Source organism: Acidovorax sp. Leaf78, from assembly GCF_001422735.1.
Lineage (GTDB): Bacteria > Pseudomonadota > Gammaproteobacteria > Burkholderiales > Burkholderiaceae_C > Acidovorax.
In genome coordinates this window covers 415,832-442,127 of sequence record NZ_LMLZ01000012.1, presented here as the reverse complement: position 1 = coordinate 442,127, position 26,296 = coordinate 415,832, and the positions used below count along the sequence as shown (strand labels likewise).

The 26,296-nt window shown below is 65.9% G+C and carries 24 protein-coding genes and 1 pseudogene; 5 read left to right on the top strand and 20 right to left on the bottom strand.

What is annotated here, in order from left to right:
• Positions 1–60: 60 nt before the first annotated feature.
• Genes ASF16_RS10415 through ASF16_RS10400 form a run of 4 tightly spaced genes read right to left on the bottom strand, consistent with a single transcriptional unit; the run spans position 61 to position 3,011 of the window.
• Positions 61–585: a hypothetical protein gene (locus ASF16_RS10415; RefSeq protein WP_056166099.1), complete on the bottom strand. Its 525-nt coding sequence runs from the start codon at positions 583–585 to the stop codon at positions 61–63.
• 31 nt (positions 586–616) lie between these two features.
• Positions 617–1,444, bottom strand: a complete 828-nt coding sequence (locus tag ASF16_RS10410; RefSeq protein WP_056166096.1) for a MetQ/NlpA family ABC transporter substrate-binding protein — start codon at positions 1,442–1,444, stop codon at positions 617–619.
• Between the two features lie 33 nt (positions 1,445–1,477).
• On the bottom strand, positions 1,478–2,140 hold the full coding sequence (locus ASF16_RS10405; protein WP_056166091.1) for a methionine ABC transporter permease: 663 nt from the start codon (positions 2,138–2,140) through the stop codon (positions 1,478–1,480).
• A complete protein-coding gene (locus ASF16_RS10400) occupies positions 2,133–3,011 on the bottom strand; it encodes a methionine ABC transporter ATP-binding protein (RefSeq protein WP_056166086.1) in 879 nt (292 codons plus the stop codon). The genes ASF16_RS10405 and ASF16_RS10400 overlap by 8 nt, the downstream gene beginning before the upstream one ends.
• Before the next feature lie 296 nt (positions 3,012–3,307).
• Here ASF16_RS10400 and ASF16_RS10395 point away from each other — a divergent pair, with 296 nt between their 5' ends.
• The 4 genes from ASF16_RS10395 (at position 3,308) to ASF16_RS10380 (ending at position 6,808) form a co-directional block, all read left to right on the top strand.
• Complete coding sequence (locus ASF16_RS10395; protein ID WP_056166531.1) at positions 3,308–4,132, top strand: MetQ/NlpA family ABC transporter substrate-binding protein; 825 nt, start codon at positions 3,308–3,310, stop codon at positions 4,130–4,132.
• Positions 4,133–4,219: 87 nt separating this feature from the next.
• A complete protein-coding gene (locus tag ASF16_RS10390; protein WP_056166084.1) occupies positions 4,220–5,209 on the top strand; it encodes an aliphatic sulfonate ABC transporter substrate-binding protein in 990 nt (329 codons plus the stop codon).
• Positions 5,210–5,216: 7 nt separating this feature from the next.
• Positions 5,217–6,065: an ABC transporter permease gene (locus tag ASF16_RS10385; RefSeq protein ID WP_082516839.1), complete on the top strand. Its 849-nt coding sequence runs from the start codon at positions 5,217–5,219 to the stop codon at positions 6,063–6,065.
• Complete coding sequence (locus ASF16_RS10380) at positions 6,062–6,808, top strand: ABC transporter ATP-binding protein (protein WP_056166080.1); 747 nt, start codon at positions 6,062–6,064, stop codon at positions 6,806–6,808. Before ASF16_RS10385 ends, ASF16_RS10380 begins: the two co-directional genes overlap by 4 nt.
• Before the next feature lie 39 nt (positions 6,809–6,847).
• On the opposite strand, the gene ASF16_RS10375 is transcribed toward ASF16_RS10380, so the two are convergent.
• The 5 genes from ASF16_RS10375 to msuE form a co-directional block, all read right to left on the bottom strand.
• The gene (locus ASF16_RS10375; protein ID WP_056166076.1) at positions 6,848–8,269 is read right to left on the bottom strand and encodes an LLM class flavin-dependent oxidoreductase; all 1,422 of its coding nucleotides are present in this window, start codon (positions 8,267–8,269) and stop codon (positions 6,848–6,850) included.
• A 4-nt stretch (positions 8,270–8,273) separates the two neighbouring features.
• Positions 8,274–9,086, bottom strand: coding sequence for a MetQ/NlpA family ABC transporter substrate-binding protein (locus ASF16_RS10370; RefSeq protein WP_369817136.1), 813 nt, complete (start codon positions 9,084–9,086; stop codon positions 8,274–8,276).
• A gap of 90 nt (positions 9,087–9,176) precedes the next feature.
• Entirely contained in the window at positions 9,177–10,460 is a 1,284-nt protein-coding gene (locus tag ASF16_RS10365) for an SfnB family sulfur acquisition oxidoreductase (protein ID WP_082516838.1), read from the bottom strand.
• Positions 10,461–10,615: 155 nt separating this feature from the next.
• The gene (locus ASF16_RS10360; RefSeq protein ID WP_056166070.1) at positions 10,616–11,869 is read right to left on the bottom strand and encodes an SfnB family sulfur acquisition oxidoreductase; all 1,254 of its coding nucleotides are present in this window, start codon (positions 11,867–11,869) and stop codon (positions 10,616–10,618) included.
• A gap of 78 nt (positions 11,870–11,947) precedes the next feature.
• Positions 11,948–12,526 carry an FMN reductase gene (msuE, locus tag ASF16_RS10355; protein ID WP_056166068.1) on the bottom strand — a complete coding sequence of 193 codons (579 nt, stop codon included), beginning with the start codon at positions 12,524–12,526 and terminating at the stop codon, positions 11,948–11,950.
• Positions 12,527–12,844: 318 nt separating this feature from the next.
• On the opposite strand from msuE, the gene ASF16_RS10350 reads away from it, so the two are divergent.
• Positions 12,845–14,089, top strand: coding sequence for an acyl-CoA dehydrogenase family protein (locus ASF16_RS10350; RefSeq protein WP_056166523.1), 1,245 nt, complete (start codon positions 12,845–12,847; stop codon positions 14,087–14,089).
• A gap of 107 nt (positions 14,090–14,196) precedes the next feature.
• On the opposite strand, the gene bioB is transcribed toward ASF16_RS10350, so the two are convergent.
• The 11 genes and pseudogenes from bioB to scpA all read right to left on the bottom strand — a co-directional run bounded on the left by bioB (position 14,197) and on the right by scpA (position 26,155).
• Positions 14,197–15,252, bottom strand: a complete 1,056-nt coding sequence (gene bioB / locus ASF16_RS10345; RefSeq protein ID WP_056166065.1) for a biotin synthase BioB — start codon at positions 15,250–15,252, stop codon at positions 14,197–14,199.
• Between the two features lie 466 nt (positions 15,253–15,718).
• Entirely contained in the window at positions 15,719–16,123 is a 405-nt protein-coding gene (locus tag ASF16_RS10340) for a hypothetical protein (RefSeq protein ID WP_056166062.1), read from the bottom strand.
• Positions 16,124–16,146: 23 nt separating this feature from the next.
• Positions 16,147–16,647, bottom strand: coding sequence for a YegJ family protein (locus ASF16_RS10335; RefSeq protein WP_056166059.1), 501 nt, complete (start codon positions 16,645–16,647; stop codon positions 16,147–16,149).
• Between the two features lie 229 nt (positions 16,648–16,876).
• A complete protein-coding gene (locus ASF16_RS10330) occupies positions 16,877–17,347 on the bottom strand; it encodes a VOC family protein (RefSeq protein ID WP_056166056.1) in 471 nt (156 codons plus the stop codon).
• Positions 17,348–17,384: 37 nt separating this feature from the next.
• Entirely contained in the window at positions 17,385–18,143 is a 759-nt protein-coding gene (locus ASF16_RS10325) for a YdcF family protein (RefSeq protein WP_235507325.1), read from the bottom strand.
• 95 nt (positions 18,144–18,238) lie between these two features.
• Positions 18,239–20,287, bottom strand: coding sequence for an acetyl/propionyl/methylcrotonyl-CoA carboxylase subunit alpha (locus tag ASF16_RS10320; RefSeq protein WP_056166054.1), 2,049 nt, complete (start codon positions 20,285–20,287; stop codon positions 18,239–18,241).
• 21 nt (positions 20,288–20,308) lie between these two features.
• Entirely contained in the window at positions 20,309–20,770 is a 462-nt protein-coding gene (locus tag ASF16_RS10315; RefSeq protein WP_056166051.1) for a PH domain-containing protein, read from the bottom strand.
• Positions 20,771–20,794: 24 nt separating this feature from the next.
• Positions 20,795–22,327, bottom strand: a complete 1,533-nt coding sequence (locus ASF16_RS10310; protein WP_056166047.1) for an acyl-CoA carboxylase subunit beta — start codon at positions 22,325–22,327, stop codon at positions 20,795–20,797.
• 52 nt (positions 22,328–22,379) lie between these two features.
• Positions 22,380–23,399 (bottom strand): methylmalonyl Co-A mutase-associated GTPase MeaB, encoded by a 1,020-nt coding sequence (gene meaB, locus ASF16_RS10305; protein ID WP_056166511.1) that lies wholly within the window; start codon positions 23,397–23,399, stop codon positions 22,380–22,382.
• Between the two features lie 198 nt (positions 23,400–23,597).
• Positions 23,598–23,807: pseudogene (locus ASF16_RS26970) on the bottom strand (GIY-YIG nuclease family protein); the annotation flags it as partial.
• A gap of 161 nt (positions 23,808–23,968) precedes the next feature.
• The gene (scpA, locus tag ASF16_RS10300) at positions 23,969–26,155 is read right to left on the bottom strand and encodes a methylmalonyl-CoA mutase (protein WP_056166045.1); all 2,187 of its coding nucleotides are present in this window, start codon (positions 26,153–26,155) and stop codon (positions 23,969–23,971) included.
• Positions 26,156–26,296: the final 141 nt, after the last annotated feature.

Sequence of the window (26,296 nt, the reverse complement as noted above, 5' to 3'; positions counted from 1 at the left end):
TGACAAAGCTACTAGCCACTCGCTCGCAGGCTCAACGCTGACGGCCCCCACAGCGCCCCCTTACTCGTCGTTGGCGTACCCCGTCATCTCCAGCATGGTTTCGACGAAAGCCTCGTGCGAGGGAAGACTTGACGTAGACAGCTCCTGTCGTGCTGGAGGTGCCTTCACTGCGGCCAAAAATAGCAGAAGATCGACGTCTGACGTGCCGCCAGCGTCCAACGCACAGGCCAAACCCGCAGGTATCGAAATCCATTCGCCAGCCTCGCACAGCACACCCACATAGCCATCGCTGGCCTGCAGATAGACCAGCAATGTGCCCGACAGGACCCAATGCACGGCAAGGGCATCGGGAGGCGTTTGAGGCCGCGTGCCTTCACCTGCTCCCCACCGTACCCGTTCTACTGAGCTGGTGCCCCAGAGTCGGTGCAATGGTGCCAACACGTCAATATCCAGCTGCACGCCCGCTTCAATGTATTGCCGCCCCCAGCGCACTCCCAGAGCCTGCAGGTTGTGCTCCAGCAGGTGGTCGCAGACATGGGTCTGCCCCCAGGTGCCTTCAGCATCGAAGATCGCCAGCACGCACATACCGGGACAATCGGGTGTTTACCTGCTGCGCTTACTGCAGGAACGCGGGTTTGGCGTAGCCGCGGAATTTGCTGTCCACCACGGCCTGGAATTCCTTGGAGCGGTAGGCCTCCACCAGGTCCTTGGCCCAGGCCTCGTCCTTGTCGGTGCGCTTGACGGCCACCACGTTGAGGTAATGGTCGGGCGTCTTCTCCAGCGCCACGGCTTCGGTGAGCTTGAGGCCCGAGGAGATCGCGAAGTTGCCGTTGATGATGGCGTACTCGGTGTCGCCGAGCGAGCGCGGCAGCTGGGCAGCTTCGAGCGGGATGAACTTGAACTTGCGCGGGTTCTGCTCGATGTCCTTCTCGGACGCGCGGATGGGGTCGATCCCGCCCTTGAGCGTGATCAGCTTGTTCTGCTCCAGCAGCACCAGGGCCCGCGCCAGGTTGCTCGGGTCGTTGGGCAAGGTGAAACGGTCACCGTCCTTGGCCTCGGCCAGAGTCTTGCGCTGGGTGGAGTAAACGCCCAGCGGCGCGATGGGTCCTTGCACCAGCTCGACGATGTCGAGCTTCTGGTCGGCTGCGAACTTCTTCAAGTACACCAGATGCTGGAAAAAGTTGGCATCGAGCGAGCCTTGTGCGAGAGCCAGGTTGGGCTGCACATAGTCGTTGAACTCGACCAGCTTGACCTTGTAGCCCTTCTTTTCCAGCAGCGGCACGATGCCCTGCTTGAGCTGATCGATGTTGGAGCCAGCGGTACCGCCGATGGTGAGCTCCTTCTTCGCGGCCTGGGCATTGGCTTGCAGCGGCACCAGCACACCGATGGACAGTGCCACCAACGACAGGGAAAGGACGGAACGGCGGAGCAATGCGTTTTTCATGGATGTGACTCGAAATAGGAAAAGAAACAGGGTTCAGCGCTTGTCCAGGCGACGAGCGGCCGTGGTGCCCACAAACTGCAGAATCTGCACCAGCACCACGAGCAGGGCCACGGTCAGCACCATCACGTCGGTCTGGAAGCGGTAGTACCCGTAGCGGATGGCAAGGTCGCCGATGCCGCCACCGCCCACCACGCCGGCAATGGCGGAGTAGGAAAGAAAGCTCACCGACAGCACCGTGAACGCCAGCACCAGACCGGAGCGGGCCTCGACGATCAGCACGCGCCAGATGATCTGCAGCTCGCTCGCGCCCATGGCGTGCGCGGCCTCGATCACGCCCCGGGGTACCTCGCGCAGGCACTGGTCGACCAGGCGTGCCAGATAAGGGATGGCGGCCACCGACAGCGGCACCGCGGCAGCCAGCGGGCCGATGGACGTGCCCGCAATGAGACGCGTGAACGGCACCAGCGCCACCAGCAAAATGATGAACGGGAACGAACGCACGGTGTTCACGATCCAGTTGAGCACCAAAAACACCGGCTTGTTGGCCAACGACTGGCCTGGGCTCAGCAGGAACAGCAAAATGCCCAGCGGCCCGCCGATCAGCAGCGCGGCACTCAGGCCGATGGCCAGCATCAAAAAGGTCTGGCCAATGGCCACGCCCAGCTCGGGCAGGATGGCGACGATGTTCTCAGGCATACGCCACTCCTTGCGTGCCGTTGGCGCGTGCGGCATAGCCCGCAGCCGCGGCGGCGTCCTCCCGTGCATCGCGTTCGCGGCGGCGTACCAGGGTGTCGATCTCGCGGCCCAGCGCGGTCCGGCGCTGTGCGGGCGGCGCATCCACGGCAAACTGCTCGATCAGCTCGCCCTGCTCCAGGATGGCGACCTGGCGGCACAGCAACTCGACCACCGGCAACTCGTGCGTCACGATGACGATGGTCACGCCGATCTTCTGATTGATGTCGCGCAGCGTGGCCAGCAGCTCCTGGGTGGTCTCGCTGTCCAGGGCTGAAGTCGGCTCGTCGCACAGCAGCACCTTGGGGCGCGGAGCGAGCGCGCGGGCAATGGCCACGCGCTGTTTCTGGCCGCCTGACAGCTGGGCGGGATAGGTGTCGATCTTCGCCTCCAGCCCCACCAGCCTGAGGCATTCGCGCACGCGCTCCTGGATCTCGGCGCGCGTGTGGTGACCGTGGATCTTGAGCGGAAAAGCCACGTTGTCGGCCACCGTGGCGTTCTGGATCAGGTTGAATTGCTGGAAGATCATCCCCAGGCTCTGGCGCGTGTCGCGCAGCTCGCTGCGCGACAGCGTGGTCAGGTCGCGCCCGCCCACGATCACGCGGCCAGCGTCGGGGCGCTCCAACAGGTTGATCAGTCGCAGCAGCGTGGACTTGCCCGCGCCGCTCTTGCCGATCAGGCCAAAGATGTCGCCGGCATGGATGTCCAGAGACAACGAGCGCACGGCATCAAACCGCTCGCCGTTGGGCAGCGTGAAAGACTTCTGCACGGATTCGAGCCGGATCACCGGTACAGCGTTGTGCGCAGGGGGATGCAAGGGGGTGACAGCAGTCATGGAAAAGCAATGGCCCCGCGGCACGCCCACAACAGGTGCGCATGCCGGGCAGGCCCTGAACATCGAAGCAGCCGAGTATGGGAACGGGCAGCGCTAGAGGGAACGACGCATTCGGCGCGTGCTTATGCGGATTTCAAGTAAGAGGCCATAGCGAGCCGCCCGGGGTAGCAAAAATGGCCTATTCGCACACCGCGCTTGTGTGGCAGCCGCATAAGGTTGCGCGCATTTCTTCGTTGGGGAATGTGCCGTGCACGGCCACAGTCGGCGCCTTCTTACACACTTTCATGCCGACCACCATGCTGCACACAGTCCGCCGCCGCGCCGCGATGATCACTGCGATCTCGCTGGCCTCCGCCGCCCTCCTCGCCTCCCACGGCACCTTGCACGCGCAGGACAAGAAGACGCTCAAGGTGGGTGTCTCCGTCGGCAACGGCGACCAGATCTTCGAAGTGGTCAAGAAGGTCGCGGCCCGCGACGGCCTGGCCATCGAGGTCGTGGTCTTCAACGACTACCAGCTGCCCAATGCCGCCCTGGCGGCGGGCGACCTGGATGCCAACGCCTTCCAGCACCAGCCCTTCCTGGACAACCAGAACAAGGCACGCGGCTTCGACATCGTGCCCGTGGGCCTGACCATCACCGCGCCGCTGGGCTTCTACTCGCGCAAGATCAAGAGCATCGACGCGCTGCCCGAAGGCGCTACGGTGGGTATCCAGAACGACCCCTCCAACGGCAACCGCGCCCTGCTGCTGCTGCAGGAGGCCAAGCTGATCACCCTGAAGCCCGAGGCCGTGAAGAACAACAACGCCACGCCGCTCGACGTGGTGTCCAACCCCAAAAAGCTCAAGCTGGTGCCGCTCGACGCGGCGCAACTGCCGCGCTCGCTTGATGACCTGACGATCGCCTCGATCAACAACGACTATGCCGAAAAGGCCGGCCTCACCCTGGCCAAGGACGCCGTGATCAAGGAATCGCCCCAGGGCCCCTACGCCAACCTGATCGCCGTGCGCCGCGCCGACAAGGACAAGCCCTGGGCCAAGCAACTGGTCAAGGCTTATCAGTCGGCCGAAGTGAAGAGCTTCATCGAGACCAAGTTCAACGGCTCGCTCGTTCCAGCGTTCTAAGACCCTGTCGAGTATCCCCGGGCCCACGCCGTGATCCGGCGGGGCCTGGCTTTTTCTCCCCCCTTGTTGCCCTGCCGGAGCCTTGCCATGAAACGCCGTTCCGTCCTTCACGCTGCCGCCGCCGGCGCCACCACTTTTGCCCTGCCTGCCGTGGTGCGCGCGGCCGACGCGCCCAAGGAAGTGCGCCTGGACTACGCCTACTACTCGCCCACCAGCCTGGTGCTGCGCCGCTTCGGCTGGCTGGAGCAGGAGTTCAAGAAGGACGGCATCGACGTCAAATGGGTGCTCAGCGCCGGCAGCAACCGGGCGCTCGAATACCTCAACGCCAACAGCATCGACATCGGCTCGAGCGCCGGCCTGGCCGCCGTGCTTGCGCGCGCCAACGGCAACCCCATTCGTACGCCCTATATCTTTTCCCGGCCCGAATGGACTGCGCTGGTGGTGCGCCGTGATTCGCCCATCCGCACGCTGGCCGACCTCAAGGGCAAAAAGGTCGCCGCGACCAAAGGCACGGACCCCTATCTCTTCCTGCTGCGCGCCCTGCAGACCGTCAAGCTGCGCCGCAGCGACATCGAACACGTGGGCCTGCAGCACGCCGATGGCCGCGTGGCCCTGGAACAAGGGCGCGTGGACGCGTGGGCGGGCCTCGACCCGCTGATGGCGGCCAGCGAGCTTGACGCAGGCTCGCGCCTCATCTACCGCAACGTGGCCTTCAACACCTATGGGTTTCTCAACGTGCGCGAGGACTTCCAGGCGCGCCACCCGGCCGTGCTGCTGCGCGTGATCAGTGCGTACGAACGCGCACGCAAGTGGACGCAGGCCAACACCGTCGAGGCCGCGCGCATCCTGTCAGAAGAGGCCAAGGTCAGCCTGGAAGTGGCGCTGCTGCAACTCAAGCTGCGTACCGACCTGAGCAACCCGCTGCCATCGTCCGAACACGTCAAGGCACTGCAGGCGGCCTCGCCGATCCTGCTGGAGGAGCAATTGGTCAAACCCGGCACCAACCTGAACAAGGTCATCGCCGACCTGGTGGACACACAGTTCGCACGCGCCCATCTGGCGGGCGCTGCGGCCTGAACTGCCCATGAGCGCCGTCCCCCCGCTGGAGGCAACCAACGTCACCTCCCCTACCCTAGCGCGAGACCTGCGCACACAGCGTCCTCGGTCAGTACGCGGCACGCCCTCACGCTGGCTGGGCGCCGCGCTGCCCCTGGTGTTGCTCGCCGGGCTGGAGCTGGCGGTGCGCTTGGGGTGGGTGGCACCCCATCTGCTGCCCCCACCGAGCGAGATCGCACGCACGCTGCTGGCGTTGGCCGAGCAGGGCCTGGCAGGCCATGTGCTGGTCAGCACCGCGCGGGTGCTGGCCGGCTTTGTGCTGGGCGCTGGCCTGGCCATTGCCCTGGGCGTCTGGGTGGGCCTGAGCCGGCGCGCCGAGGCGGTGCTGGACCCGAGCTTCCAGGCCCTGCGCGCGATTCCTTCGCTGGCCTGGGTGCCGCTGCTGCTGCTGTGGCTGGGCATCGACGAAGGCGCCAAACTGGCGCTGATTGCCATTGGCGCTTTCTTCCCGGTCTACATGGGCGTGGCCTCGGGCCTTCGGGACGTGGACCGCAAGCTGGTCGAGGTGGCCGAGATGGCGGGCCTCGGGCCAATCGCCCTGGCCCGCCGCGTGCTGCTGCCTGCAGCGCTGCCCGCGGTGTGGACGGGCTTGCGCAACGGGCTGTCGCTGGCCTGGATGTTCATGGTCGCGGCGGAGCTGATCGCTGCCACGCGCGGCCTGGGCTACCTGCTGACCGACGGGCGCGAAACTGGACGCGCCGACATTGTTTTGGCGGCCATCGTGCTGCTGGCACTCATGGGCAAGCTCACCGACAGCGGCATGCAGGCGCTGGAGAACCGCTGGCTTGCCTGGCGCGACACGGTGGCCACGCGATGACGACCGCAACCCACCACCCCTTGCTCGACGTGCGCGTGCGGCGCAAGGAATTCGCCGGACACGAGGTGCTGCGCGACGTGCACCTGCAACTGCAGGAAGGCGAATGCGTTGCCTTGGTCGGGGCCAGCGGCTGCGGCAAAAGCACCCTGCTGCGCATTGCCGCCGGGCTGGAGCGCGACTACGACGGCCAGGTGCGCCTGGCGGGCCGGGCCACGGCCGGGCCCACGCGGGACATCCGCTTCGTCTTTCAGGAGCCGCGCCTCTTTCCGTGGTTGACCGTCGCCGGCAATGTCGCTTTCGACGGCGAGGAATCCACCGATGCCGCGCGCGTGGCGCAGTTGCTGGACGAGGTGGGCCTGGCCGGGTTCGGCGCCCGCCTGCCCAAGGAGCTGTCTGGCGGGCAGGCCCAGCGCGTGGCCATTGCGCGCGGACTGTTCGCGCAACCGCGAGTGCTGTTGCTGGACGAACCGTTTTCAGCCGTGGACGCCTTTACGCGCCTGAAGCTGCAGGACTTGCTGCTGCGCGTGGCGCGTGCACACCGCATCGCCGTATTGATGGTGACGCACGATATCGACGAGGCCGTGTACCTAGGCGACCGCGTGCTGGTGCTGGAGGCAGGCCCGGGCCGCATCAGCGCGTCGATCGGTATCGACCTGCCGCAGCCCAGGGACCGTGACGGGCCTGAGGTCGGGGCGGCGATTGCGGCGGTGCGCAACGCGCTGGAGCGCGTCCATGCTTTTTGAATAGCCGCAGTGGCCTGGAGGGTGGTTTACACCCCTCGCTCACACACTGATAGCTGACTTCTTCTCGCTGTCACTACCAGCACTGTCGCTGCCCGGTGCGCCCGGTCGCCGGTACTGCGCCCCCGCGTGGCGTGCGGGCAGATAGTCCGCCTCGCCAAACAGCTTCTTGCGCAGGCTGCCCTGCGCATACTGAGTCTTGTAGACACCTCGCGACTGCAGCTCCGGCACGATGAAGTCCACGAAGTCCTCATAGCTTTCGGGCACCACAGTGCGGCTCACATTGAAGCCGTCCACGCCGGTCTCGTCGATCCAGGATTGCAGCTCGTCGGCCACTTGGCCCGCATCGCCGACGATAGCCGGGTAGCGGCCGCCGAGCTCGAACAGTTCGAGCAGCTGCCGGCGCGTCCAGCCGTGCTGGGCGGCGGTGCGGGCCGCCGACTCGATGGCATTGGTGGCGCCGTAGACAATGGGCTCGTCCAGGTCGTAGCGGGCATAGTCCACGCCCGTGCTGGCTGCGAAGTGAGCCAGGCCGGCCTCGCGGCTGGCGTAGCGCTTGTAGTCCTCGTACTTCTCGCGCGCTTGCTGCTGCGTGGCGCCGGTTACCACGGCGGTGCCCATGAAGACCTTCACGTCGTCCGGCCGCCGGCCGGCGCGCACCAGCTCCTCGCGCAGCGCATCGACGCTCTTGCTCGCGGCGGCCTTGTTGGGTGGGGAGATGAAGACGCACTCGGCGTGCCGCCCGGCAAAAAGCTGGCCCCGGCCTGAGCTACCGGCCTGGAACAGCACGGGCGTGCGCTGCGGCGAGGGCTCGGCCAGGTGGTAGCCGTCCACCTGGTAATAGCGGCCCTGGTGCTGCACCTTGTGCACCTTGGCCGGGTCGGCGTACACGCGCCCGGCGCGGTCGCGCCGCACGGCGCCCTCTTCCCAGCTGCCCTCCCAGAGCTTGTAGAGCACTTCGAGGAATTCATCGGCCCGGTCGTAGCGTTCGTCGTGCGGCAGCTGCTCGGCGAGGCCCATGGCCCGCGCCGCGCTGTCGAGGTAGCCGGTGACGATGTTCCAGCCGATGCGCCCGCGCGTGAGGTGGTCCAGGGTCGAGAAGCGCCGCGCCAGCAGGTAGGGCAGCTCGTAGCCGAGGTTCACCGTGACGCCAAAGCCCAGGTTCTGCGTGACCGCCGCCATGGCCGAGATCAGCATCATCGGGTCGTTCACCGGCAGCTGGATCGATTCGCGCAGGGTCACATCGACGTTGGCCTGGTAGACGTCGTACACGCCCACGATGTCGGCGATGAACAGGCCGTCGAACAGCCCGCGCTCCAGCGTGCGTGCGATGCCGGTCCAGTGCTCGATGGTGTTGTAGGCAGCCGATTCGTCGCGCGGGTGCGTCCACAGGCCGTGGTTGATGTGGCCCACGCAGTTCATGTTGAACGCGTTGAGCAGGATCTGCTTCTTCGGGGTGGCCATGGTGTCAGAACGCCGGGATCACGCCGCCGCCGAAGGTCTTCACGATGAAATCGCGCACCTCCTCGGTCTGGTAGGCCTTGACCAGTTGCTGCACCCAGGGCTGCGCCTGGTCCTGCTCGCGCACTGCGATCAGGCAGGCGTAGGGGCCGTCCTTGTCCTCGACCAGGATGCCATCCTTGGCAGGATTGAGGCCGGCCTTGATCGCATAGTCGGCATTCACGGCGGAGGCGTCGGTATCGTCCAGCGTGCGTGGCAACTGGGCGGCCTCGATCTCCACGAAGCGCAGCTTCCTGGGGTTCTCGGTCACGTCGCGCGGCGTCGCGTTGATGCCTGCTATCGGGTCGATGCCGGTGCGCAGCTTGATGTGGCCAGCCTTTTGCAACAGCAGCAGAGTACGGCTCTCGTTGGCCGGGTCGTTCGGTATGGCCACCCGGGCGCCTTCGGGCAGCTCGGCGATGGACTTGTACTTCTTGGAGTAGATGGCGATCGGCCCGATCCAGGTGCGGCCGAACCCCACGATCTTGTAGCCACGCGCGCGCACCTGGGCCGCAAGGAAAGGCCGGTGCTGGAAGCTGTTGGCATCGAGGTCGCCGGCATCGAGCGCGGCGTTGGGCCGGCTGTAGTCGGTGAAAGGCACAATCTGGATCTTGAGCCCGTAGTCGCGCTCGGCAACACGCCGGGCCACCTCGAAGGTCTGCTCGTGCGGCCCGGTGGTCACGCCCACCTTGAGTACCTTGGTGGTACCTGGCTGCTCCTTCAGCGCTGCGGCCGCAGGCACACCCAGGCCCGCGAGGGCGATGGCAGATCCCGCCTGCAGCAGGCGGCGGCGCGAGGCCGCAGGGTCAGAAAAATCGGGACGGACGATCACATGCAACTCCTGATGGCAAAAAGACGTGGTGACAGGGCCCTACAGCGCGCCGTGGCGTGGCGGCAACTGGCCGTTGAGGTAGTAGTTGCCGATGGCGTGGTACTTCCAGCGCACCGGGTCGTGCAGGGTGTGGGTGCGTGCGTTGCGCCAGAAGCGGTCCAGACCCAGGCCGTCGAGCGTGGCGCCGGTGCCGGCGAGCTCGAACAGACGGTTGCCGGCGTCCAGCGATGCGGTGGTGGTCAACACGCGGGCCTCGGCCACAGCGATGGAGGCGGCACCCACGCTGGCCTCGCCGGGCGCAGCCTGGGCCTGGTCGACAAAGTGGCCGGCGCGCCGCAGCAGTGCCTGGGCGGCGCGCAGCCGCACCGCCACATCGCCCACCTGGCGGATCGTCAGCGGGTCGTCGCTGGCGCGGTCCACGCCGGCATCGATCCAGGGCCGGGACTGCTCGCGCACGAAGGGCAGCGTGGCCTGCAAGGCGCCCTGCCCGATTCCCAGGTCGATGGCCGCATGCAGCAGCTGCGCGAACGGGCCGATGGGGGTGGGCCGCTCGAACGAGGCAAGAAAGGGCACGACCCAGGCCGGGTCGACCGCCACCGCGTCGAACGACACGGAGCCGCTGCCGGTGACGCGCTGGCCAAAGCCATCCCAGTCGTCGACGATGGCGACACCCTCGGCCCGCCGAGGGATGAAAGCCAGCAGCGTCACATCGCGCCCATCCTGCTGCGCACTGACCAGAGTGGGGATCCAGTGCGCGAACAGCGCGCCGGTGCAGTAGAACTTCTGCCCGTCCACCCGCCACCCGGCAGGGTCGTCGGTGGTCAGGCGCGTGCGGCGCTTGAAATCCTTGTGGCCGATCTCGGCCAGGGCGTTGCCAAAGCGCTCGCCGTCGAGCGCGCGGCGGTAGAAGAAGGCCTTTTGCGCATCGCTGCCGCCCACGCGCAGCACTTCGAGCGCGTAGTAGTGGTTCTGCGGAATCTGGCCCAGCGAGCCGTCGGCCGCCGAGATGGTGGCGATGACCTCGGCCAGGGTGACGTTCGACACCCCTGCCCCGCCGTAGGCGCGCGGAACCGTGATGCCCCACAGGCCGCTGGCCGTGAAGCGGTCCAGTTCGTCCCAGGGCAGGAGGCGGTCGCGGTCGCGCACCACCGCATCGCGCGCGAAGTCAGCGGCCAGCGCGCGGGCGACTTCGAGGGCGTGCGCATCGTCGCGGATGCGCTGCACGGGCTGGGCTGGCGGGTGTGCAGGTGGCTCGCCAGCGGGACGTTTTTGTGGCGGCGCGCCCTGCGCGTCTTCAGATGGGTTCAACAATTCGAGGGCCATGTCAGATATCCGTTGAGCATTGCGCAACAGGCGCGGTCCAAGAAACTGGCGCGCTACAGGCCAGCGGCCGCCGTGCAAGGGCCGCCCCGCCGCAGGGGCGGCGTCCCCCTTCCAGGGGGAAGGCGCGAAGCGACTCAGGGGGTAGCCAAATCATTTCAGTTCCAGGAGTGCCGCCGTGGGGCGATACCGTTGAGCAGGTAGTTGCCGATCAGGTGCGCCTTCCAGCGCACGGGATCGTGCAGGGTGTGAGTGCGGGCGTTGCGCCAGTGGCGTCCCAGGTTGTGCGCCTCGCGCGTGGCGGACGAACCCGCCAGCTCCAGCAGCTTCTCGGAGGCATCGAGCGCGATCTGCGTGGTCAGCACCTTGGCTTCGGCCACGGCGACCGATGCGCGGGCGCTGTCCTCGGCCGTCACCGTGCCCGCGGCGCGGATGGCGTCCAGCAACTGGCCGGCTTCGCGCAGCACCTCGTGCGCGGCATGCAGGTCCACCTGCAGTCGGCCCACTTCCTGGATGATGTAGGGGTCGTCGGTCGCCTGTTGCAGCCCGGAGTCGATCCAGGGCCGCGCGCGTTCGCGCACGAAGGCCAGGGCGTCGGCCAGCGCCGCCTGGGCAATGCCCTGGTCGATGGCGGCCTGCACCAGCTGCGACGACGGTCCGAACAGCCCCGGCCGGTCGGCCAGTTGCCAGATGGGCAGCACATCGACCGCGTCGATGGCCACGTTGTCGAAGCGCACGGTGCCGCTGGCGGTGGTGCGCTGGCCGAAGGACGACCAGTCGTCGACCACCGTGAGCCCGGGCGCGCCGCGCGGCACCCAGACCTGCACGGCGCGGCCCTCGTCGTCCAACGCGCGCGTGGGCACCCGGTGGGCGAACAATGCGCCGGTGGAATAAAAGCGTTCTCCGCTCAGCCGCAAGCCCTGCGGCGTCTGCGCCAGGCGCGTCTGGCCATGCAGGATGGTCTTGGAGCGCCGCTCGGGCCCCGCATTGCCTAAGCGGTGGCCAGCCAGCACCTCGACGTAGAAACGCGCCTTCTGGGCGTCGGTGCCGACTTCGCGCAGCACGCCCAGCACGCCGAAATGGTTCTGCGGAATCTGCCCCAGCGCCGGGTCGGCTGCCGAAAGGATCACGAACACCTCGGCCAGCGTGGTGAAGGACACGTCCGCTCCGCCATAGGCGCGCGGCACAGTGATGCCGCCCAGCCCGCTTTCGGACCAGAGATCAAGCTCGGCCCACGGCAGGCGCCTCTCGCGGTCACGCCCGGAGGCGCCCGGCGCAAACAGCGCGGCCAGCCGGTGTGCGGCGTCCAGGGCCTCCTGGTCGCTGTGCAGCCGCTGCACGCGCGATGCGTCGGGCGCTCGGGGCCGCTGATCGGGTGTGGCCTGTGGTGGTGGGGATTGGGTATCTGTCATGCGGGATCACCGTCAAAAGGAAACCGGCATGCGGGCCGCGTGTGCGCTGCCCGCATGCCTCGCTGCGCGGAGGATGGGTCAGGCCAGCGAGAGAACCGGGATTTCCACAAGCCCGTGTGCCCGCTGGCGCAAAGCCGGCAGGGCGCGCTCAACGGCCAGGGCAATGCGTGCCCGCAGCGCATCGCTGCTCACCTGGTAGTTGTCGAACTCCTTGTCGGTCGCATACACGCCGATGGGCAGCGTGTGCGCCTGGAAGAAGCTGAACAGGGGCCGCAGCTGGTGGTCGATGGCCAGTGCATGCCGGTCGCTGCCGCCCGTGGCGGCCAGCAGCACGGGCACATCGATCAGCGCTTCGTGGTGCACGAAGTCGAACAGGTGCTTGAACAGCCCGGTGTAGGAGCCGCGGTAGATCGGGCTGGCCACCAGCAACAGGTCGGCGGATTCGATATCGCGCAGCACGGCTTCGATGGCGGGAGGCAGATGGGAGCGCTGCAGCACGCTGCCGAACTGGGGCACGAGCTCGCCCAACTCGATCAGCCGCGTGTCTACGGGCAAGGCATCCGACAGGCCCTTCAGCAGCTGCTGCACCAGCGCCAGGGTGCGGGAGGGGCGCTGCAGGCCGCCGGAGACGGCGACGATCTTGGGGGTTCTGGCCATGGCGAATGCAATCTTGAATAAAAACGGTGTAGACCGCCCGAATCGCAATGCCCAGGACGGCGCAAGAAGCCGTTGACTGTGCCCCCGGTTCAGCCCGCGCAGGGCATGGTCGCTAGAAGCTTTTCAGCTATCGATATGCGCAATGACCACAAGTACCGTAAGTACCGAAAGACGATCAAGACCTGCGCCAGCCCGCTGCTTATGCACCCGCCGCATTTGCAGTCGCACATTCCTTCGTTCGGGGTGCTGGGCGCGCTGCCTAGCATGGGCGCACACCATCGTGCGGGCCCCTGCTCGCCCCATCCCGAGAAGCTGCCCATGTCCCGCAATCCCCCGACGCACGACTTTCTCGTTGAGCGTTTTCACCCGATTTTCAAACGCATTGCCGAGCATGCTGCCCAGCGCGAACATGCGCGCGAGCTGGCCCACCAGCCCATTGGCTGGCTGCGCGAAGCCGGGTTCGGCGCACTGCGTGTGCCCATCGAGCACGGCGGCTTCGGCGCCACGCCCGAGCAGCTCTACGACCTGCTGATCGAGCTGGCCGAGGCCGACTCCAACCTGCCCCAGGCCCTGCGTGCGCATTTCGGCTTTGTGGAGCGCGTGATGGCCGAGTTCGAGCCCAATCAGCGCGCGCCCTGGCTGCGGCGCGTGGCCGATGGCTCCATCTTCGGCAACGCCACCACCGAACCGGGCGACGGTGCCCTGGGCCGGCTGCAGACCCGGCTGTTCCAGCAAGAAGACGGCACCTGGCTGTTGAGCGGCGAGAAGTACTACAGCACCGGCACGCTGTACGCCGACTGGGTGGCAGTCACCGCCGAGCGCGAGGGTGCCGACCCCGCGCAGGTACGCACCATCGCGCTGGTGCCCACCGATGCACCGGGCGTGGAGTGCATCGACGACTGGCGTGGCTTCGGCCAACGCCTGACGGCCTCGGGCACCACGCGCTTTGATCGGGTGGTGGTGGCGGCCAGCGACATCATCGACTTTGCGCGCAGCGGCACGACGCTGATGACCGCCGTGTTCCAGCTGTTCCACATCGCCACGCTGGCCGGCATCGCGCGTGCCATCGAGCGCGATGCGGTCGCCTTCGTGCAGCCGCGCCAGCGAGTGTTCAGCCATGCCAGCGGCGATGTGCCGCGCGAAGACCCGCTGGTGCAGCAGGTCATAGGCCACCTGGCGAGCACTGCCTTCATCGCCACGCTGGCCGCACGCGAGGTGGCGCGCGGTTTGGGCGAGCTGGACCGCTGGCGCCTGCGCGGCGAGCCCTTGCCCGAGGATTTGCTGGTCGACGTGGAGCTGCGCGCCGCCAAAGCCCAGGTCGCCGTGACCGAGGCGGTGCTGACCGCCGCCACGCGCCTGTTCGACGTGGGCGGCGCCAGCGCGCTGCAGGAGGACCGCCGCCTGGACCGCCACTGGCGCAATGCCCGCACGCTGGCCTCGCACAACCCGGTGATCTACAAGTCGCGCGTGATCGGAGAGCATGCGCTCAACGGCACGCGCCCCACGTTCTACTGGGCCGTAGGCACGCGTGGCTCCGCCAACGGGGCGCAGACATCTGGCTGACGCATCCGCAGCCTTGTCGAAGCGGTTCGCGAACGCAATAACGCCACACTGCGCAACTCCCCCAAGCAGGCGTGTGTTTCCGGGCCCGCTGTTGATTCAGGCGCGACTCAACTGTGCGCTGGCGCTGCGGCCCCCGTGCGATGGCCGTTCAGCCCCAGCTTGGCGAGCAATTGCACGTCCGCATCGACGTCCGGGTTGCCGGTCACCAGCAGCTTGTCACCGTAGAAGATCGAATTGGCGCCCGCCAGGAAACACAGCGCCTGAACAGCCTCCCCCATCTGCTGGCGGCCCGCCGACAGGCGCACCCGGGCTTTGGGCATGGTGATGCGGGCCACGGCAATCATCCGCACAAAGTCCAAAGGGTCGATGGGCTCGCTGTCCGCCAGCGGCGTGCCGGGCACACGCACCAGGCTGTTGATGGGCACGGACTCGGGGTACGGGTTCAGGTTGGCCAGCTGTGCAATCAGCCCTGCACGGTGAACCGGCGTTTCGCCCATGCCAACGATGCCGCCACAGCACACGCTGATGCCGGCGCCGCGCACGTTCTGCAGGGTGTCCAGCCGGTCCTGGTAGGCGCGGGTGCTGACGACATCGGTGTAGTACTCGAGCGCGGTGTCCAGGTTGTGGTTGTAGTAGTCGAGCCCGGCGTCCTTAAGAGCATGGGCTTGGTGAGGTTCCAGCATGCCCAGCGTGGCGCAGGTCTGCAGGCCCAGGTCCTTGACGGCCGTGATCAGCTCGCCTATCTTCTCGATGTCGCGGTCCTTGGGTGCGCGCCAGGCCGCCCCCATGCAGAAACGGGTGGCGCCCGCATCCTTGGCGGCCTGTGCGGCGCGCACCACCTCGTCCACCTCCATGAGCTTTTGCGCCTTCACTCCTGTGTCGAACTCGGCCGCCTGAGGGCAGTAGCCGCAGTTTTCGGGACAGCCACCGGTCTTGACCGACAGCAGCGTGGCCAGTTCGATATCGCCTGCGGGCCAGTGTTGCCGGTGCACGGTCTGCGCTTCGAACAGCAGGTCCATCAGCGGCTTGTCGAGCAGTGCCTGGATGGCCTGCAGCGACCATGCGTCTGCCGAAAGCTGGGGCCCATGGGCAGACGCCGTTGGTTTGCGATGCAACTGCACCGGTTGAGCGACGGCAGGTGAAGCGATGGTGGACGTGGTCATTGGCGGTTCTTCCCTTCAGTGCGTCCGCCCTGGTGGCTGCGCCAGGCAGTCTTCCTCAGGCGGGGAGGCGGGGTTTAGCAGCGCGATCAAGTGGCCTTCACAAACAAGCTTGCGCCGCAACGGACCGCGATTTTCAAACGAAAAACGGAGCAAAAGCAGGCTGCAGGGTCACAAAAAGTGCCCTCGAAACTGCGGCGACAACGCACGGCAAGTTCGCCGCACGTTCCGGCGCAGATGCCGGATTTTGGGATGCCGTTGACGCCCATTCAACGCAAGCCCGCGGACCATGCCCGCGGCGTGTCGGCAAGTGCGCCGATCGGCCGCGAACGCGCGGCCAACATCTGCGCCACCTGCATGAAGATGCGCGGTGTTGATGCACGAAGCCAAGCGCGTTTTGCGCGTGGATGTGCACATGCGAGGCTTTCGCAAGCAACGCTGTGCACCAATGCGTCAGCGCGTCAGGCGCTCAAGGTGACGACACCGTCTTGGCCCACGCGCACAAAGCATGCTTGTCGAGCGCATAGAACTGCGCAAGGAAAGTCCGCACCTGGTCCGTGCTCGCGCCGTCTACGGTGGGGCTTGCCGCATCCCGTCCGAAGAGTCCGAGCACACCCGGTCGGGCCACCACCTGGAGCATCACCAGAAACCGGTCGTCTCCCTCGCCCGACACGCTCAGGGTCGTGGTGGGCTCGCCGATGCGAACCCACCACAGGCACGGGAACTGACCGGTGACGTTCTGCGCCTTCGCTACCTCGCGCTGCCAGTCCTGGTTCTCCCAGACTGCGATGGCTTCGAACAGGTCGTTGGCGGTGGCGAGGTCTACACGCTGGCCTTCAGCCGTCACGAAGTAGCAGCTGGCGGTAAAACCCATGGTGTCTTCCGGTCAATGGTTGATCAGCACTCGAAGCCATAGTCGCGCCGGTACCGATTGGCGTCGGCAGCAGGCATGTGGTTGAACATCACACACACGGTGTAGCTGCCCTTTTGTTTGCCGTTCAGCGTGTAGCCCCAGTCGGTGATGTCTGCGCGGGTGAATGTCACGTTCTGCCCGTTGGACAGGCGGGTCACGTAACGCGGCTCACCGGCCAGCGTGCCTTTGAATCCCGTCTTGGTGGTCTGAAAAGGCGTGACCCAGATGTGCTCGGAGTTGCCGCCGCCCGTGAACATGACCTTGAGCTTGAACTCGTCTGCGCCCTTGGGCGGGTTGGCCTGGATTTTCAGAAAGTCGTCGAGCGTGGCCCGCGCTTTGGTGATGGCCGCGTCCATCTCTGCATCCTGGGATGAGATGTTGTAGGCCTTGTCCCGGATTTTTCCAACCTGGCCCTGGGCCAGGGTGGGGGCGGACAGGGCCAGAAAAATGGAAGTCGCAGTGAAGATCAGCGAGGTGGTTTTCATGGGCAATGACATGCAGCGGACGGAAGAACCCGCGAATGTAAAGCCCGAATGCAACGCAAATTCTTCCATCGCGGCGCTTTGCGCGCGATCTTGGTAACAAGACGCAATAAGACCCCGCCCCTGCGTCCGAACGCCCTGTCACTGGTTCATCCAGCCAAGACTTGCACCTGCGACGGCTGACTTCGAGGCCCGACCAGGGCTCAGTCTGCAGGTCGATCAGGCCGCGCCGTCAGCCCAGCGCCGCAATGACGTCAGGCGGTGCCTGCACCAGCTCGATGAGCACGCCTTCGCCCGCAATCGGAAACTCGCCATTGCTCTTGGGGTGCAGAAAGGTGATGTCGTACCCCGCCGCGCCCTTGCGAATCCCGCCCGGTGCAAACCGTACGCCCTGGGCGGTGAGCCACTCCACCGCCTTGGGCAGGTCGTCGATCCACAGGCCGATGTGGTTGAGCGGCGTGGTGTGCACTGCCGGCTTCTTGTCGATGTCCAGCGGCTGCATGATGTCGACCTCGACCTTGTAAGCCCCCTGCCCCATCGCCAGGATGTCTTCGTCGACGTTCTCGCGTTCGCTCTGGAAGGTGCCGGTCTGCGTGAGGCCGAGCATGTCCACCCACAGGGTTTTCATGCGCTGCTTGTCGGTGCCGCCGATGGCGACTTGCTGGATGCCCAGCACTTTGAAGGGGCGTGTGGAAATGGTCATGGACCTGTCTACCTCGTTGCAATCTTGTGAAAACCTGTCACACCTCGCGCAGCAACCAGCTGCTGGCCATGGCGAAATATTCGCGCAGCCAGGCGTTGTAGCGGATGTAGAGCGGTGTGGGTGCAGCCACCGGGATGGCCTGGGTGAAGCCCATCTTGCGGGCGATGCGCTGGGCGCGCACGGTGTGGAAGTCGCTGGTCACCACGGCCAGGGCCGAGTCCAGGCCCACGCCCTGCGCCTGCATCAGCGGCAGGCTGTACTGCAGGTTGAGCTCGGTGCTGGTGCTGCGCTCTTCCTGCAAGATGCGGCCCGGGGCCATTCCCTGCTCGCGCAGGTAGTTGCCCATGACCTGGCCTTCGCTCAGGGTCTCGCCAAAGTCCACGCCCCCGGACACCACCACCCACGCCTGAGGATGCAGCGCTGCCAATTCGCGCGCCTTGTCCAGACGCGCGCGCAGCGCAGGTGAAGGCTGTGCACGGGGTGTGCCGCTGCCCAGCACCACGATAGCCTTCAGGGGCGCAGCATTGGCAGCGCCCTCGAACTGGCGCACCTGCTGCGCCAGCCAAGCCCAGAACACCGCCACGCTGATGACCCACGCGGCCAGCACCAGCCAGCCTGCGCGCCAGATCAACCTGCCCCAGCGCCTGCCGGACAGCCAGGCCTGAACGCGTTGCCACGACAGGGCCAGTGCACACAGCGCCAGGCCCAGCACGCCCGGCAAGGTCACGCCGAGCATGAAGAAGCCTTGGCCCATGAGCGCCAGCGCATCGGCCAGCAGCACGCCACCTGCCAGCAAGCTGGCTGCGCGCGCCCAAGGCCAACGGCGCGGGGAGCCCGTGGGGCGCCCCGGGCGCAGGCCTAGAGGGGTCCGCGTTGACGATGCAGCCTGGGTCAAGCGAACTCCAAAATGACTTGGTCCACCGCCAGCGATTCACCCTTGCCCGCCATGACCTTGCCGACCACTCCGTCCTGTGCGGCGAAGAGGATGTTCTCCATCTTCATGGCTTCGATGACCGCCAGCTTTTCGCCGGCCTGTACCTTCTGGCCGGGCTGCACCGCCACGTCCACCAGCAGGCCGGGCATGGGCGACAGCAAGAACTTGGACAGATCCGGCGGTGCCTTGAAGGGCATCAGCTGGTGCAGGCGTGCCCCCAGCGGTGACAGCACGATGGCGTCGATCTGCGTGCCGTTGTGCGCAATGCGCAGCGCCAGCGGGTTCTTGCCCGCGCCCCGCTCCACCTGCGCGGTAAAGCCCACGCCGTTGCACTGGCCCTGCACGCGAATCTGGCCCAGCGTGGCGGCGCTACTGATTTGATAGCTTTTACCGCCCACTGCGACAACGCTGGAGCCGGATTTGTCCTGAAAGTCGGTCACCGACACGGCGTGGTGTTCGTTCTGGCCCTCGGCGCCCATCACCACCACCATGAACTGCTCGCCCACCTTCACCTCATGCCCTGCCAGCTGTCCGCTGATGCCGGATGCCCGCGCGCGGTAGCGGCGGTTCATGAAGGCGGCCAGCGCCACCAGGAACAGCGGGTCTTCGTGCGGCACGTCTTCGGCATGAAAGCCCTTGCCGTAGTGCTCGGCGATGAAACCGGTGTTGAACTCGCCGGTCACGAATTTCGGGTGGGCCAGCAGCGCTGCCTGAAAGGGGATGTTGCTGCTGATGCCGCGGATCACGAAGCCGTTGAGCGCCGCACGCATCTTGGCAATGGCGTGGTTGCGGTCGGTACCGTGCACGATGAGCTTGGCGATCATCGAGTCGTAGTACATCGGGATCTCGCCGCCTTCGTACACGCCCGTGTCCACGCGCACACCCAGCTTCTTGTCGGTGTCGCCCTGGAACATCGTCTCCTCGGGCGGCTGAAAGCGCACCAGGCGGCCTGTGGAAGGCAGGAAGTTGCGGAACGGGTCTTCGGCGTTGATGCGGCACTCGATGGCCCAGCCGTCGCGCTTCACGTCAGCCTGGGTCAACGGCAGTTTTTCACCCGCAGCCACGCGGATCATCAGCTCCACCAGGTCCAGGCCGGTGATGCATTCCGTCACCGGGTGCTCCACCTGCAGGCGCGTGTTCATCTCCAGGAAGTAAAAGTCCTGATCCTTGCCGACCACGAACTCCACCGTGCCGGCCGACTGGTACTTGACCGCCTTGGCCAGCTGCACCGCCTGCTCGCCCATGGCCTTGCGCGTGGCATCAGAGATGAAAGGCGATGGTGCCTCTTCGATCACCTTCTGGTGGCGGCGCTGGATGGAGCATTCGCGCTCGTTCAGGTAGATCACGTTGCCGTGGCTGTCGCCCAGCACCTGGATCTCAATGTGGCGCGGCTCCTGCACGAACTTCTCGATGAAGATGCGGTCGTCGCCAAAGCTGTTGCGGGCCTCGTTCTGGCAGCTGGTGAAGCCCTCGAACGCTTCCTTGTCGTTGTACGCCACCCGCAGGCCCTTGCCGCCGCCGCCAGCTGAGGCCTTGATCATCACGGGGTAGCCGATGCCCTTGGCGATCTCGACTGCCTGCTCGGGCCCGGCAATGGCGTCGTTGTAGCCGGGGATGGTGTTGACCTTGGCCTCGTTGGCCAGCTTCTTGGACGCGATCTTGTCGCCCATGGCCGCGATCGAATGCGCCTTGGGGCCGATGAAGGCGATGCCCTCGTCCTCGCAGCGCTTGGCGAAGGCTTCGTTCTCGGACAGGAAGCCGTAGCCGGGATGGATGGCCTGCGCGCCGGTCTCTTTGGCAGCGGCAATGATCTTGTCGGCCAACAGGTAGGACTCGCGGCTGGGTGCGGCACCGATGTGCACGGCCTCGTCGGCCAGCTTGACGTGGCGGGCTTCACGGTCGGCGTCGGAGTAGACGGCGACGGTGGCGATGCCCATTTTCTTGGCCGTGGCGATGACCCTACACGCTATTTCGCCCCGATTCGCAATCAGGATTTTTGTGAACATGACGAGTTCCTCAAAAGAAATTCAAAAACCAGTAACTAGTACAGATGGGCAGCGCTCGCGCAGAGCATCGATAAAGCGTTGCTTCTCGCGCGGCGATATCAGAATGCTGCGGCCTTGGCCGTAGCGGATGCGCAGTCGGTCCAGCGACAGCGCGGGCGAAGACGCCCAGCTGCGGGACGGCAACACCTCGCGCACGTCGCCGAGCGCAATGCGCCAGCGCAAGGGGCCACTGCGAACCAGCAGCTCCTCCGCGGTCAAGGTGTAGCTGGTGTCCAGCAGCAACCACAGGGGCAACACCAGGGTCAGAGCAAACACCACGGCGATCAGGCTCAGCATTGTCTTGTCGTGCAACACCCCGGCATTGAACGCCAGCGGCACCACCGTCACCGCCACCGAGGTGATGGCAAACAGGCCCGCCAGCGGACCGATGGCCAGTAGCCAGGAGTCCACCCGGGAAGTGAAGAATGCGCGGGACTGGGCCATGGCCTGACTTGTGGAGGCCAGCGTTTACAAAGGGATGTTCCCGTGCTTGCGCCACGGGTTCTCGAGCTTCTTGTCGCGCAGCATGACCAGCGAACGGCAGATGCGCTTGCGCGTCTCGTGCGGCAGGATCACGTCGTCAATAAAGCCCCGCGCACCCGCCACGAACGGGTTGGCAAAGCGTTCCTTGTATTCCGACTCGCGGGCGGCCAGCTTGACGGGGTCGTTCTTGTCTTCGCGGAAGATGATCTCCACCGCGCCCTTGGCGCCCATCACCGCGATTTCTGCCTGCGGCCAAGCCAAGTTCACGTCGCCGCGCAGGTGCTTGGAGCTCATCACGTCGTACGCGCCGCCGTAGGCCTTGCGGGTGATGACGGTGATCTTGGGCACGGTGCACTCGGCGTACGCGTACAGCAGCTTGGCGCCGTGCTTGATGATGCCGCCATATTCCTGGCTGGTGCCGGGCATGAAGCCGGGCACGTCGACAAAGGTGACCACCGGGATGTTGAACGCGTCGCAAAAGCGCACGAAGCGCGCGGCCTTGATGCTGGACTTGATGTCCAGGCAGCCGGCCAGCACCAGGGGCTGGTTGGCCACGATGCCCACGGTCTGGCCTTCCATGCGGGCCAGGCCGATGACGATGTTCTTGGCATAGTCGGGCTGCAGCTCGAAGAAGTCGCCGTCGTCCACCACCTTGGCGATCAGCTCCTTCATGTCGTAGGGCTTGTTGGCGTTCTCGGGCACCAGGGTGTCGAGGCTGCGGTCCATGCGGTCGGCCGGGTCGTTGCTCGGGCGCACGGGCGGCTTTTCGCGGTTGTTCAGCGGCAGGTAGTTGTACAGGCGGCGCAGCATCATCAGCGCCTCCACGTCGTTTTCGAACGCCATGTCGGCCACGCCGCTCTTGGTGGTGTGGGTGCTGGCGCCGCCCAGTTCCTCGGCCGTGACCTCTTCGTGCGTCACGGTCTTGACCACCTCGGGGCCGGTGACGAACATGTACGAGCTGTCCTTGACCATGAAGATGAAATCCGTCATGGCCGGGGAGTACACGGCGCCGCCGGCGCAGGGGCCCATGATCATGCTGATCTGCGGGATCACGCCGCTGGCCAGCACGTTCTTCTGGAACACGTCGGCATAGCCGCCCAGGCTGGCCACGCCTTCCTGGATGCGCGCGCCGCCGGAGTCGTTCAGCCCGATGACTGGCGCGCCGACCTTCATGGCCTGGTCCATCACCTTGCAGATCTTCTCGGCATGGGTTTCGCTCAGGGCGCCGCCGAACACGGTGAAGTCCTGGCTGAAGACGAACGCCAGGCGCCCGTTGATCATGCCGTAGCCGGTGACCACGCCGTCGCCGGGGATCTTGTTGGCCTCCATGCCGAAGTCGGTGCAGCGGTGCTCGACGAACATGTCCCATTCTTCGAAGGTGCCGTCGTCCATCAGCAGCTCGATGCGTTCGCGCGCGGTGAGCTTGCCCTTGGCGTGCTGCGCATCGATGCGCTTTTGCCCGCCACCCAGGCGTGCCTGGGCGCGCTTTTTCTCCAGTTGATCCAGGATGTCTTGCATGGTCGTCCTTTGGTGAAATTTCGGTGAAATGGTCAGGGTAGCTGATTGCTATTTATTTGATAGCTGGTGGCGCTTGCTGGGCTTGCGCAAGCAGCAAATTTCTTGCTGCAGTGGACGCGGCGATGCGCCCTGCGATCACGTCGGCCCGCATCTGGGGCAGCAGCTCTTGCACGGCGGGGTGCTGGCGGAACGCGAGCTTGAGGCCCGCGTCGATGCGCTCCCACATCCAGGCCAGCGATTGTTTTTCGCGCCGCGCTGCCAAGCGGCCGTTGGTGGACTGCATATCGCGGAACAACGCCACAGTGGTCCAGAAAGCATCCACCCCTTGCCCCAGCAAAGCGCTGATCTGCAGCACGCGCGGTTGCCACAGCGCGCCGTGCGTCGCGTGGTCAGGGTTGCCGTGCATGCCGAGCAGGCGCAGGCTGGAGGTGATCTGCGCCTCGGCCCGCGTGGCGGCGTTCTTGTCGATGTCCGCCTTGTTGATGACCACCAGGTCGGCGATCTCCATGACGCCCTTCTTGATGGCCTGCAAATCGTCGCCCGCGTTGGGCAGCTGCATGAGCACGAACATGTCCGTCATGCCCGCCACGGCGATCTCGCTCTGGCCCACGCCCACGGTCTCGACGATGACCACGTCGTAGCCCGCGGCCTCGCAGACCAGCATGGCCTCGCGGGTCTTCTCTGCCACTCCGCCCAGGGTGCCGCTCGACGGGCTGGGGCGGATGTAGGCCTTGTCGTGGACGGACAGGTGCTCCATGCGCGTCTTGTCGCCCAGGATGGAGCCGCCCGACACCGTGCTGGACGGGTCGATGGTGAGCACGGCCACGCGGTGGCCCAGGCCGATGAGGTAGAGGCCGAGGGCCTCGATGAAGGTGGACTTGCCGACGCCGGGCACGCCGCTGATGCCCAGGCGGAAGGCTTGGCCGGTGTGTGGCAGCAGCGCGGTGAGCAGCTCGTCCGCCTGCGCGCGGTGGTCGGCGCGGGTGGATTCGAGCAGTGTGATGGCCTTGGACATGGCGCGGCGCTGGATGGGGCCGGCGGGGCCGGTGATTCCATCGAGCAGTGAGTGCAATGGTTTGGGCTGGCCTTCGACAGGCTCAGGCTGAACGGTTGGGGGTGTGCAGGCGCCCGCGGCGATGGGCATGCGTCCACTCAACCGTTCGGGCTGAGCTTGTCGAAGCCGGGAGACATCCGCAACCTTGCCGCGTGAGCTTGCCAGCACCTGCAGACGCTCCCAATCACCCGCCATCAGCGCTTCCTTCTTGGCCCGAGACCAGCCTTTGACCTGCTGCTCAAACGCAATGGCGCCCTCACGGGTCTCAAACTCGCCCTGCCAGACAAGCTCCACAGGCTTTCGCAGCGACGTGTAGCCGATGTCTCCATTGGCATGCTGCTGCATGCGCGGATCCATGTCATCGGTGTGGCCCACGTAATAAGACCCGTCGGCACAACGAAGGATGTAGACGTAGAAGGGGCGCATGCTTCAGTGATTGACCAGACCGGACGTTAGCACCCCGCCACGGCGTTCAGTCCCAGCCACCCAAAGCCGTTCAGCCTGAGCCTGTCGAAGGCCATCAAAGGTCTGCGCCCTGGCTTCGACGAGCTCAGCCCGAACGGATGGGGTGAAAGCGAGCAGCTTCGTCACGCCGCCACCGCCTTGCGAATCTGCTCCAGCACATCCTTGGCACTGGCCGGGATGGGCGTGCCGGGGCCGTAGATGCCCTTCACGCCCGCTTCGTACAGGTGCTCATAGTCCTGCGCCGGTATCACCCCGCCCACGAACACGATGATGTCGTCCGCACCCTGGTCCTTGAGCGACTGGATGATGGCCGGCACCAGCGTCTTGTGGCCCGCAGCCAGCGTGCTCACGCCCACGGCGTGCACGTCGTTTTCAATCGCCTGGCGCGCGCACTCCTCGGGGGTCTGGAACAGCGGGCCCATGTCCACATCGAAGCCCAAGTCGGCAAAGGCCGTGGCCACCACCTTGGCGCCGCGGTCGTGGCCGTCCTGGCCCAGCTTGGCGATCATGACGCGGGGCCGGCGGCCCTCGGTGTCGGCAAATTGGGTGATTTCAGCCTTGAGCTTGTCCCAGCCCTCGGCCGAGTCATAGGCGGCTGCGTACACACCGGTCACCTTTTGCGTATCGGCGCGGTGGCGGCCGAAGACCTTCTCCAGCGCATCGCTCACCTCGCCCACCGTGGCGCGCAGGCGCACCGCCTTGATCGCCAGGTCGAGCAGGTTGCCGCTGCCGTCTTCTGCTGCAGAAGTGAGAGCATCCAGCGCTTGCTGGACAAGCGCTGGGTCGCGGCTGGCCCTGATGTTTTTCAGGCGCTCGATCTGCCCGTCGCGCACCTTCACGTTGTCGATCTGCAGGATGTCGACCGGGTCTTCCTTAGGCAACCTGTACTTGTTGACGCCGACGATCACGTCCTTGCCACTGTCGATGCGCGCCTGCTTTTCAGCCGCAGCGGCCTCGATCTTGAGCTTGGCCCAGCCGCTGTCTACGGCCTGGGTCATGCCGCCCATGGCCTCGACCTCTTCGATGATCTTCCAGGCGGCGTCCATCATGTCCTGGGTGAGCTTTTCCATCATGTAGCTGCCGGCCCAGGGGTCCACCACATTGGTGATGTGCGTCTCTTCCTGGATGATGAGCTGCGTGTTGCGCGCGATGCGCGAGCTGAATTCGGTGGGCAGCGCGATGGCTTCATCGAGCGCGTTGGTGTGCAGGCTCTGCGTGCCGCCAAACACCGCGGCCATGGCCTCGATGGTGGTGCGCACGATGTTGTTGTACGGGTCCTGCTCCGTCAGCGACCAGCCCGAGGTCTGGCAGTGGGTGCGCAGCATCAGGCTCTTGGGGTTCTTGGCGCCGGTCTCCTTCATGATGCGGCACCACAGCAGGCGCGCGGCGCGCATCTTGGCGACTTCGAGGTAGAAGTTCATGCCGATGGCCCAGAAGAAGCTCAGCCGCCCGGCGAACTCGTCCACGTCCAGGCCCGAGGCGATGGCCGTCTTCACGTACTCCTTGCCGTCGGCCAGGGTGAATGCCAGCTCCAGCGCCTGGTTGGCGCCCGCCTCCTGCATGTGGTAACCCGAGATCGAGATCGAGTTGAACTTGGGCATGTTGCGTGCCGTGTAGCCAATGATGTCGCCAATGATGCGCATGCTCGGCTTGGGCGGGTAGATGTAGGTGTTGCGCACCATGAACTCTTTCAGAATGTCGTTCTGAATGGTTCCCGAGAGCTGGTCTTGCGACACGCCCTGCTCTTCCGCCGCCACCACGTAGCCCGCCAGCACGGGCAGCACGGCGCCGTTCATGGTCATGGAGACGCTGACCTTGTCCAGCGGGATCTGGTCGAACAGGATCTTCATGTCCTCCACCGAATCGATGGCCACGCCGGCCTTGCCCACGTCGCCCGTCACGCGGGGGTGGTCGCTGTCGTAGCCGCGGTGGGTGGCCAAGTCGAACGCCACGCTCACACCCTGCCCGCCTGCGGCCAACGCCTTGCGGTAGAAGGCGTTCGATTCCTCGGCGGTGGAAAAGCCCGCGTACTGGCGGATGGTCCACGGGCGCACGGCGTACATGGTGGCCTGCGGGCCGCGCAGGTAGGGCTCGAAGCCCGGCAGCGTGTTGGCGTACGGCAGGCCTGCGGTGTCTTCGGCGGTGTACAGCGGCTTGACGGTGATGCCGTCGGGCGTCACCCAGTTGAGCGCTTCGACATTGCCACCAGGGGCGGACTTGGCTGCGGCCTTGGCCCAGGCCTGCAGCGACGCGGGTGCAAACTCGGGCGTCGGCGTTGCGGACGGTGCGTTGTGGGGCGTGTCACTCATGGCGAAGCGGTCTCCGAAGATGGCAGTGGGCTGGGGGCGGGCTATGCGCTGCAAGCTGCGCCGGGAGCCTCCCCCGATGTGGCGGCGAGTTTACATCATTCATAATTATTGATTCAAAATATTCTGCCCGGCTTACAATCT

Bases quoted from the DNA above. Each gene is read 5' to 3' on its own strand.
- ASF16_RS10415 (WP_056166099.1), bottom strand. From the start codon at position 585: ATGTGCGTGCTGGCGATCTTCGATGCTGAAGGCACCTGGGGGCAGACC.
- ASF16_RS10410 (WP_056166096.1), bottom strand. From the start codon at position 1,444: ATGAAAAACGCATTGCTCCGCCGTTCCGTCCTTTCCCTGTCGTTGGTG.
- ASF16_RS10405 (WP_056166091.1), bottom strand. From the start codon at position 2,140: ATGCCTGAGAACATCGTCGCCATCCTGCCCGAGCTGGGCGTGGCCATT.
- ASF16_RS10400 (WP_056166086.1), bottom strand. From the start codon at position 3,011: ATGACTGCTGTCACCCCCTTGCATCCCCCTGCGCACAACGCTGTACCG.
- ASF16_RS10395 (WP_056166531.1), top strand. From the start codon at position 3,308: ATGCTGCACACAGTCCGCCGCCGCGCCGCGATGATCACTGCGATCTCG.
- ASF16_RS10390 (WP_056166084.1), top strand. From the start codon at position 4,220: ATGAAACGCCGTTCCGTCCTTCACGCTGCCGCCGCCGGCGCCACCACT.
- ASF16_RS10385 (WP_082516839.1), top strand. From the start codon at position 5,217: ATGAGCGCCGTCCCCCCGCTGGAGGCAACCAACGTCACCTCCCCTACC.
- ASF16_RS10380 (WP_056166080.1), top strand. From the start codon at position 6,062: ATGACGACCGCAACCCACCACCCCTTGCTCGACGTGCGCGTGCGGCGC.
- ASF16_RS10375 (WP_056166076.1), bottom strand. From the start codon at position 8,269: ATGGCCACCCCGAAGAAGCAGATCCTGCTCAACGCGTTCAACATGAAC.
- ASF16_RS10365 (WP_082516838.1), bottom strand. From the start codon at position 10,460: ATGGCCCTCGAATTGTTGAACCCATCTGAAGACGCGCAGGGCGCGCCG.
- ASF16_RS10360 (WP_056166070.1), bottom strand. From the start codon at position 11,869: ATGACAGATACCCAATCCCCACCACCACAGGCCACACCCGATCAGCGG.
- msuE (WP_056166068.1), bottom strand. From the start codon at position 12,526: ATGGCCAGAACCCCCAAGATCGTCGCCGTCTCCGGCGGCCTGCAGCGC.
- ASF16_RS10350 (WP_056166523.1), top strand. From the start codon at position 12,845: ATGTCCCGCAATCCCCCGACGCACGACTTTCTCGTTGAGCGTTTTCAC.
- bioB (WP_056166065.1), bottom strand. From the start codon at position 15,252: ATGACCACGTCCACCATCGCTTCACCTGCCGTCGCTCAACCGGTGCAG.
- ASF16_RS10340 (WP_056166062.1), bottom strand. From the start codon at position 16,123: ATGGGTTTTACCGCCAGCTGCTACTTCGTGACGGCTGAAGGCCAGCGT.
- ASF16_RS10335 (WP_056166059.1), bottom strand. From the start codon at position 16,647: ATGAAAACCACCTCGCTGATCTTCACTGCGACTTCCATTTTTCTGGCC.
- ASF16_RS10330 (WP_056166056.1), bottom strand. From the start codon at position 17,347: ATGACCATTTCCACACGCCCCTTCAAAGTGCTGGGCATCCAGCAAGTC.
- ASF16_RS10320 (WP_056166054.1), bottom strand. From the start codon at position 20,287: ATGTTCACAAAAATCCTGATTGCGAATCGGGGCGAAATAGCGTGTAGG.
- ASF16_RS10315 (WP_056166051.1), bottom strand. From the start codon at position 20,770: ATGGCCCAGTCCCGCGCATTCTTCACTTCCCGGGTGGACTCCTGGCTA.
- ASF16_RS10310 (WP_056166047.1), bottom strand. From the start codon at position 22,327: ATGCAAGACATCCTGGATCAACTGGAGAAAAAGCGCGCCCAGGCACGC.
- scpA (WP_056166045.1), bottom strand. From the start codon at position 26,155: ATGAGTGACACGCCCCACAACGCACCGTCCGCAACGCCGACGCCCGAG.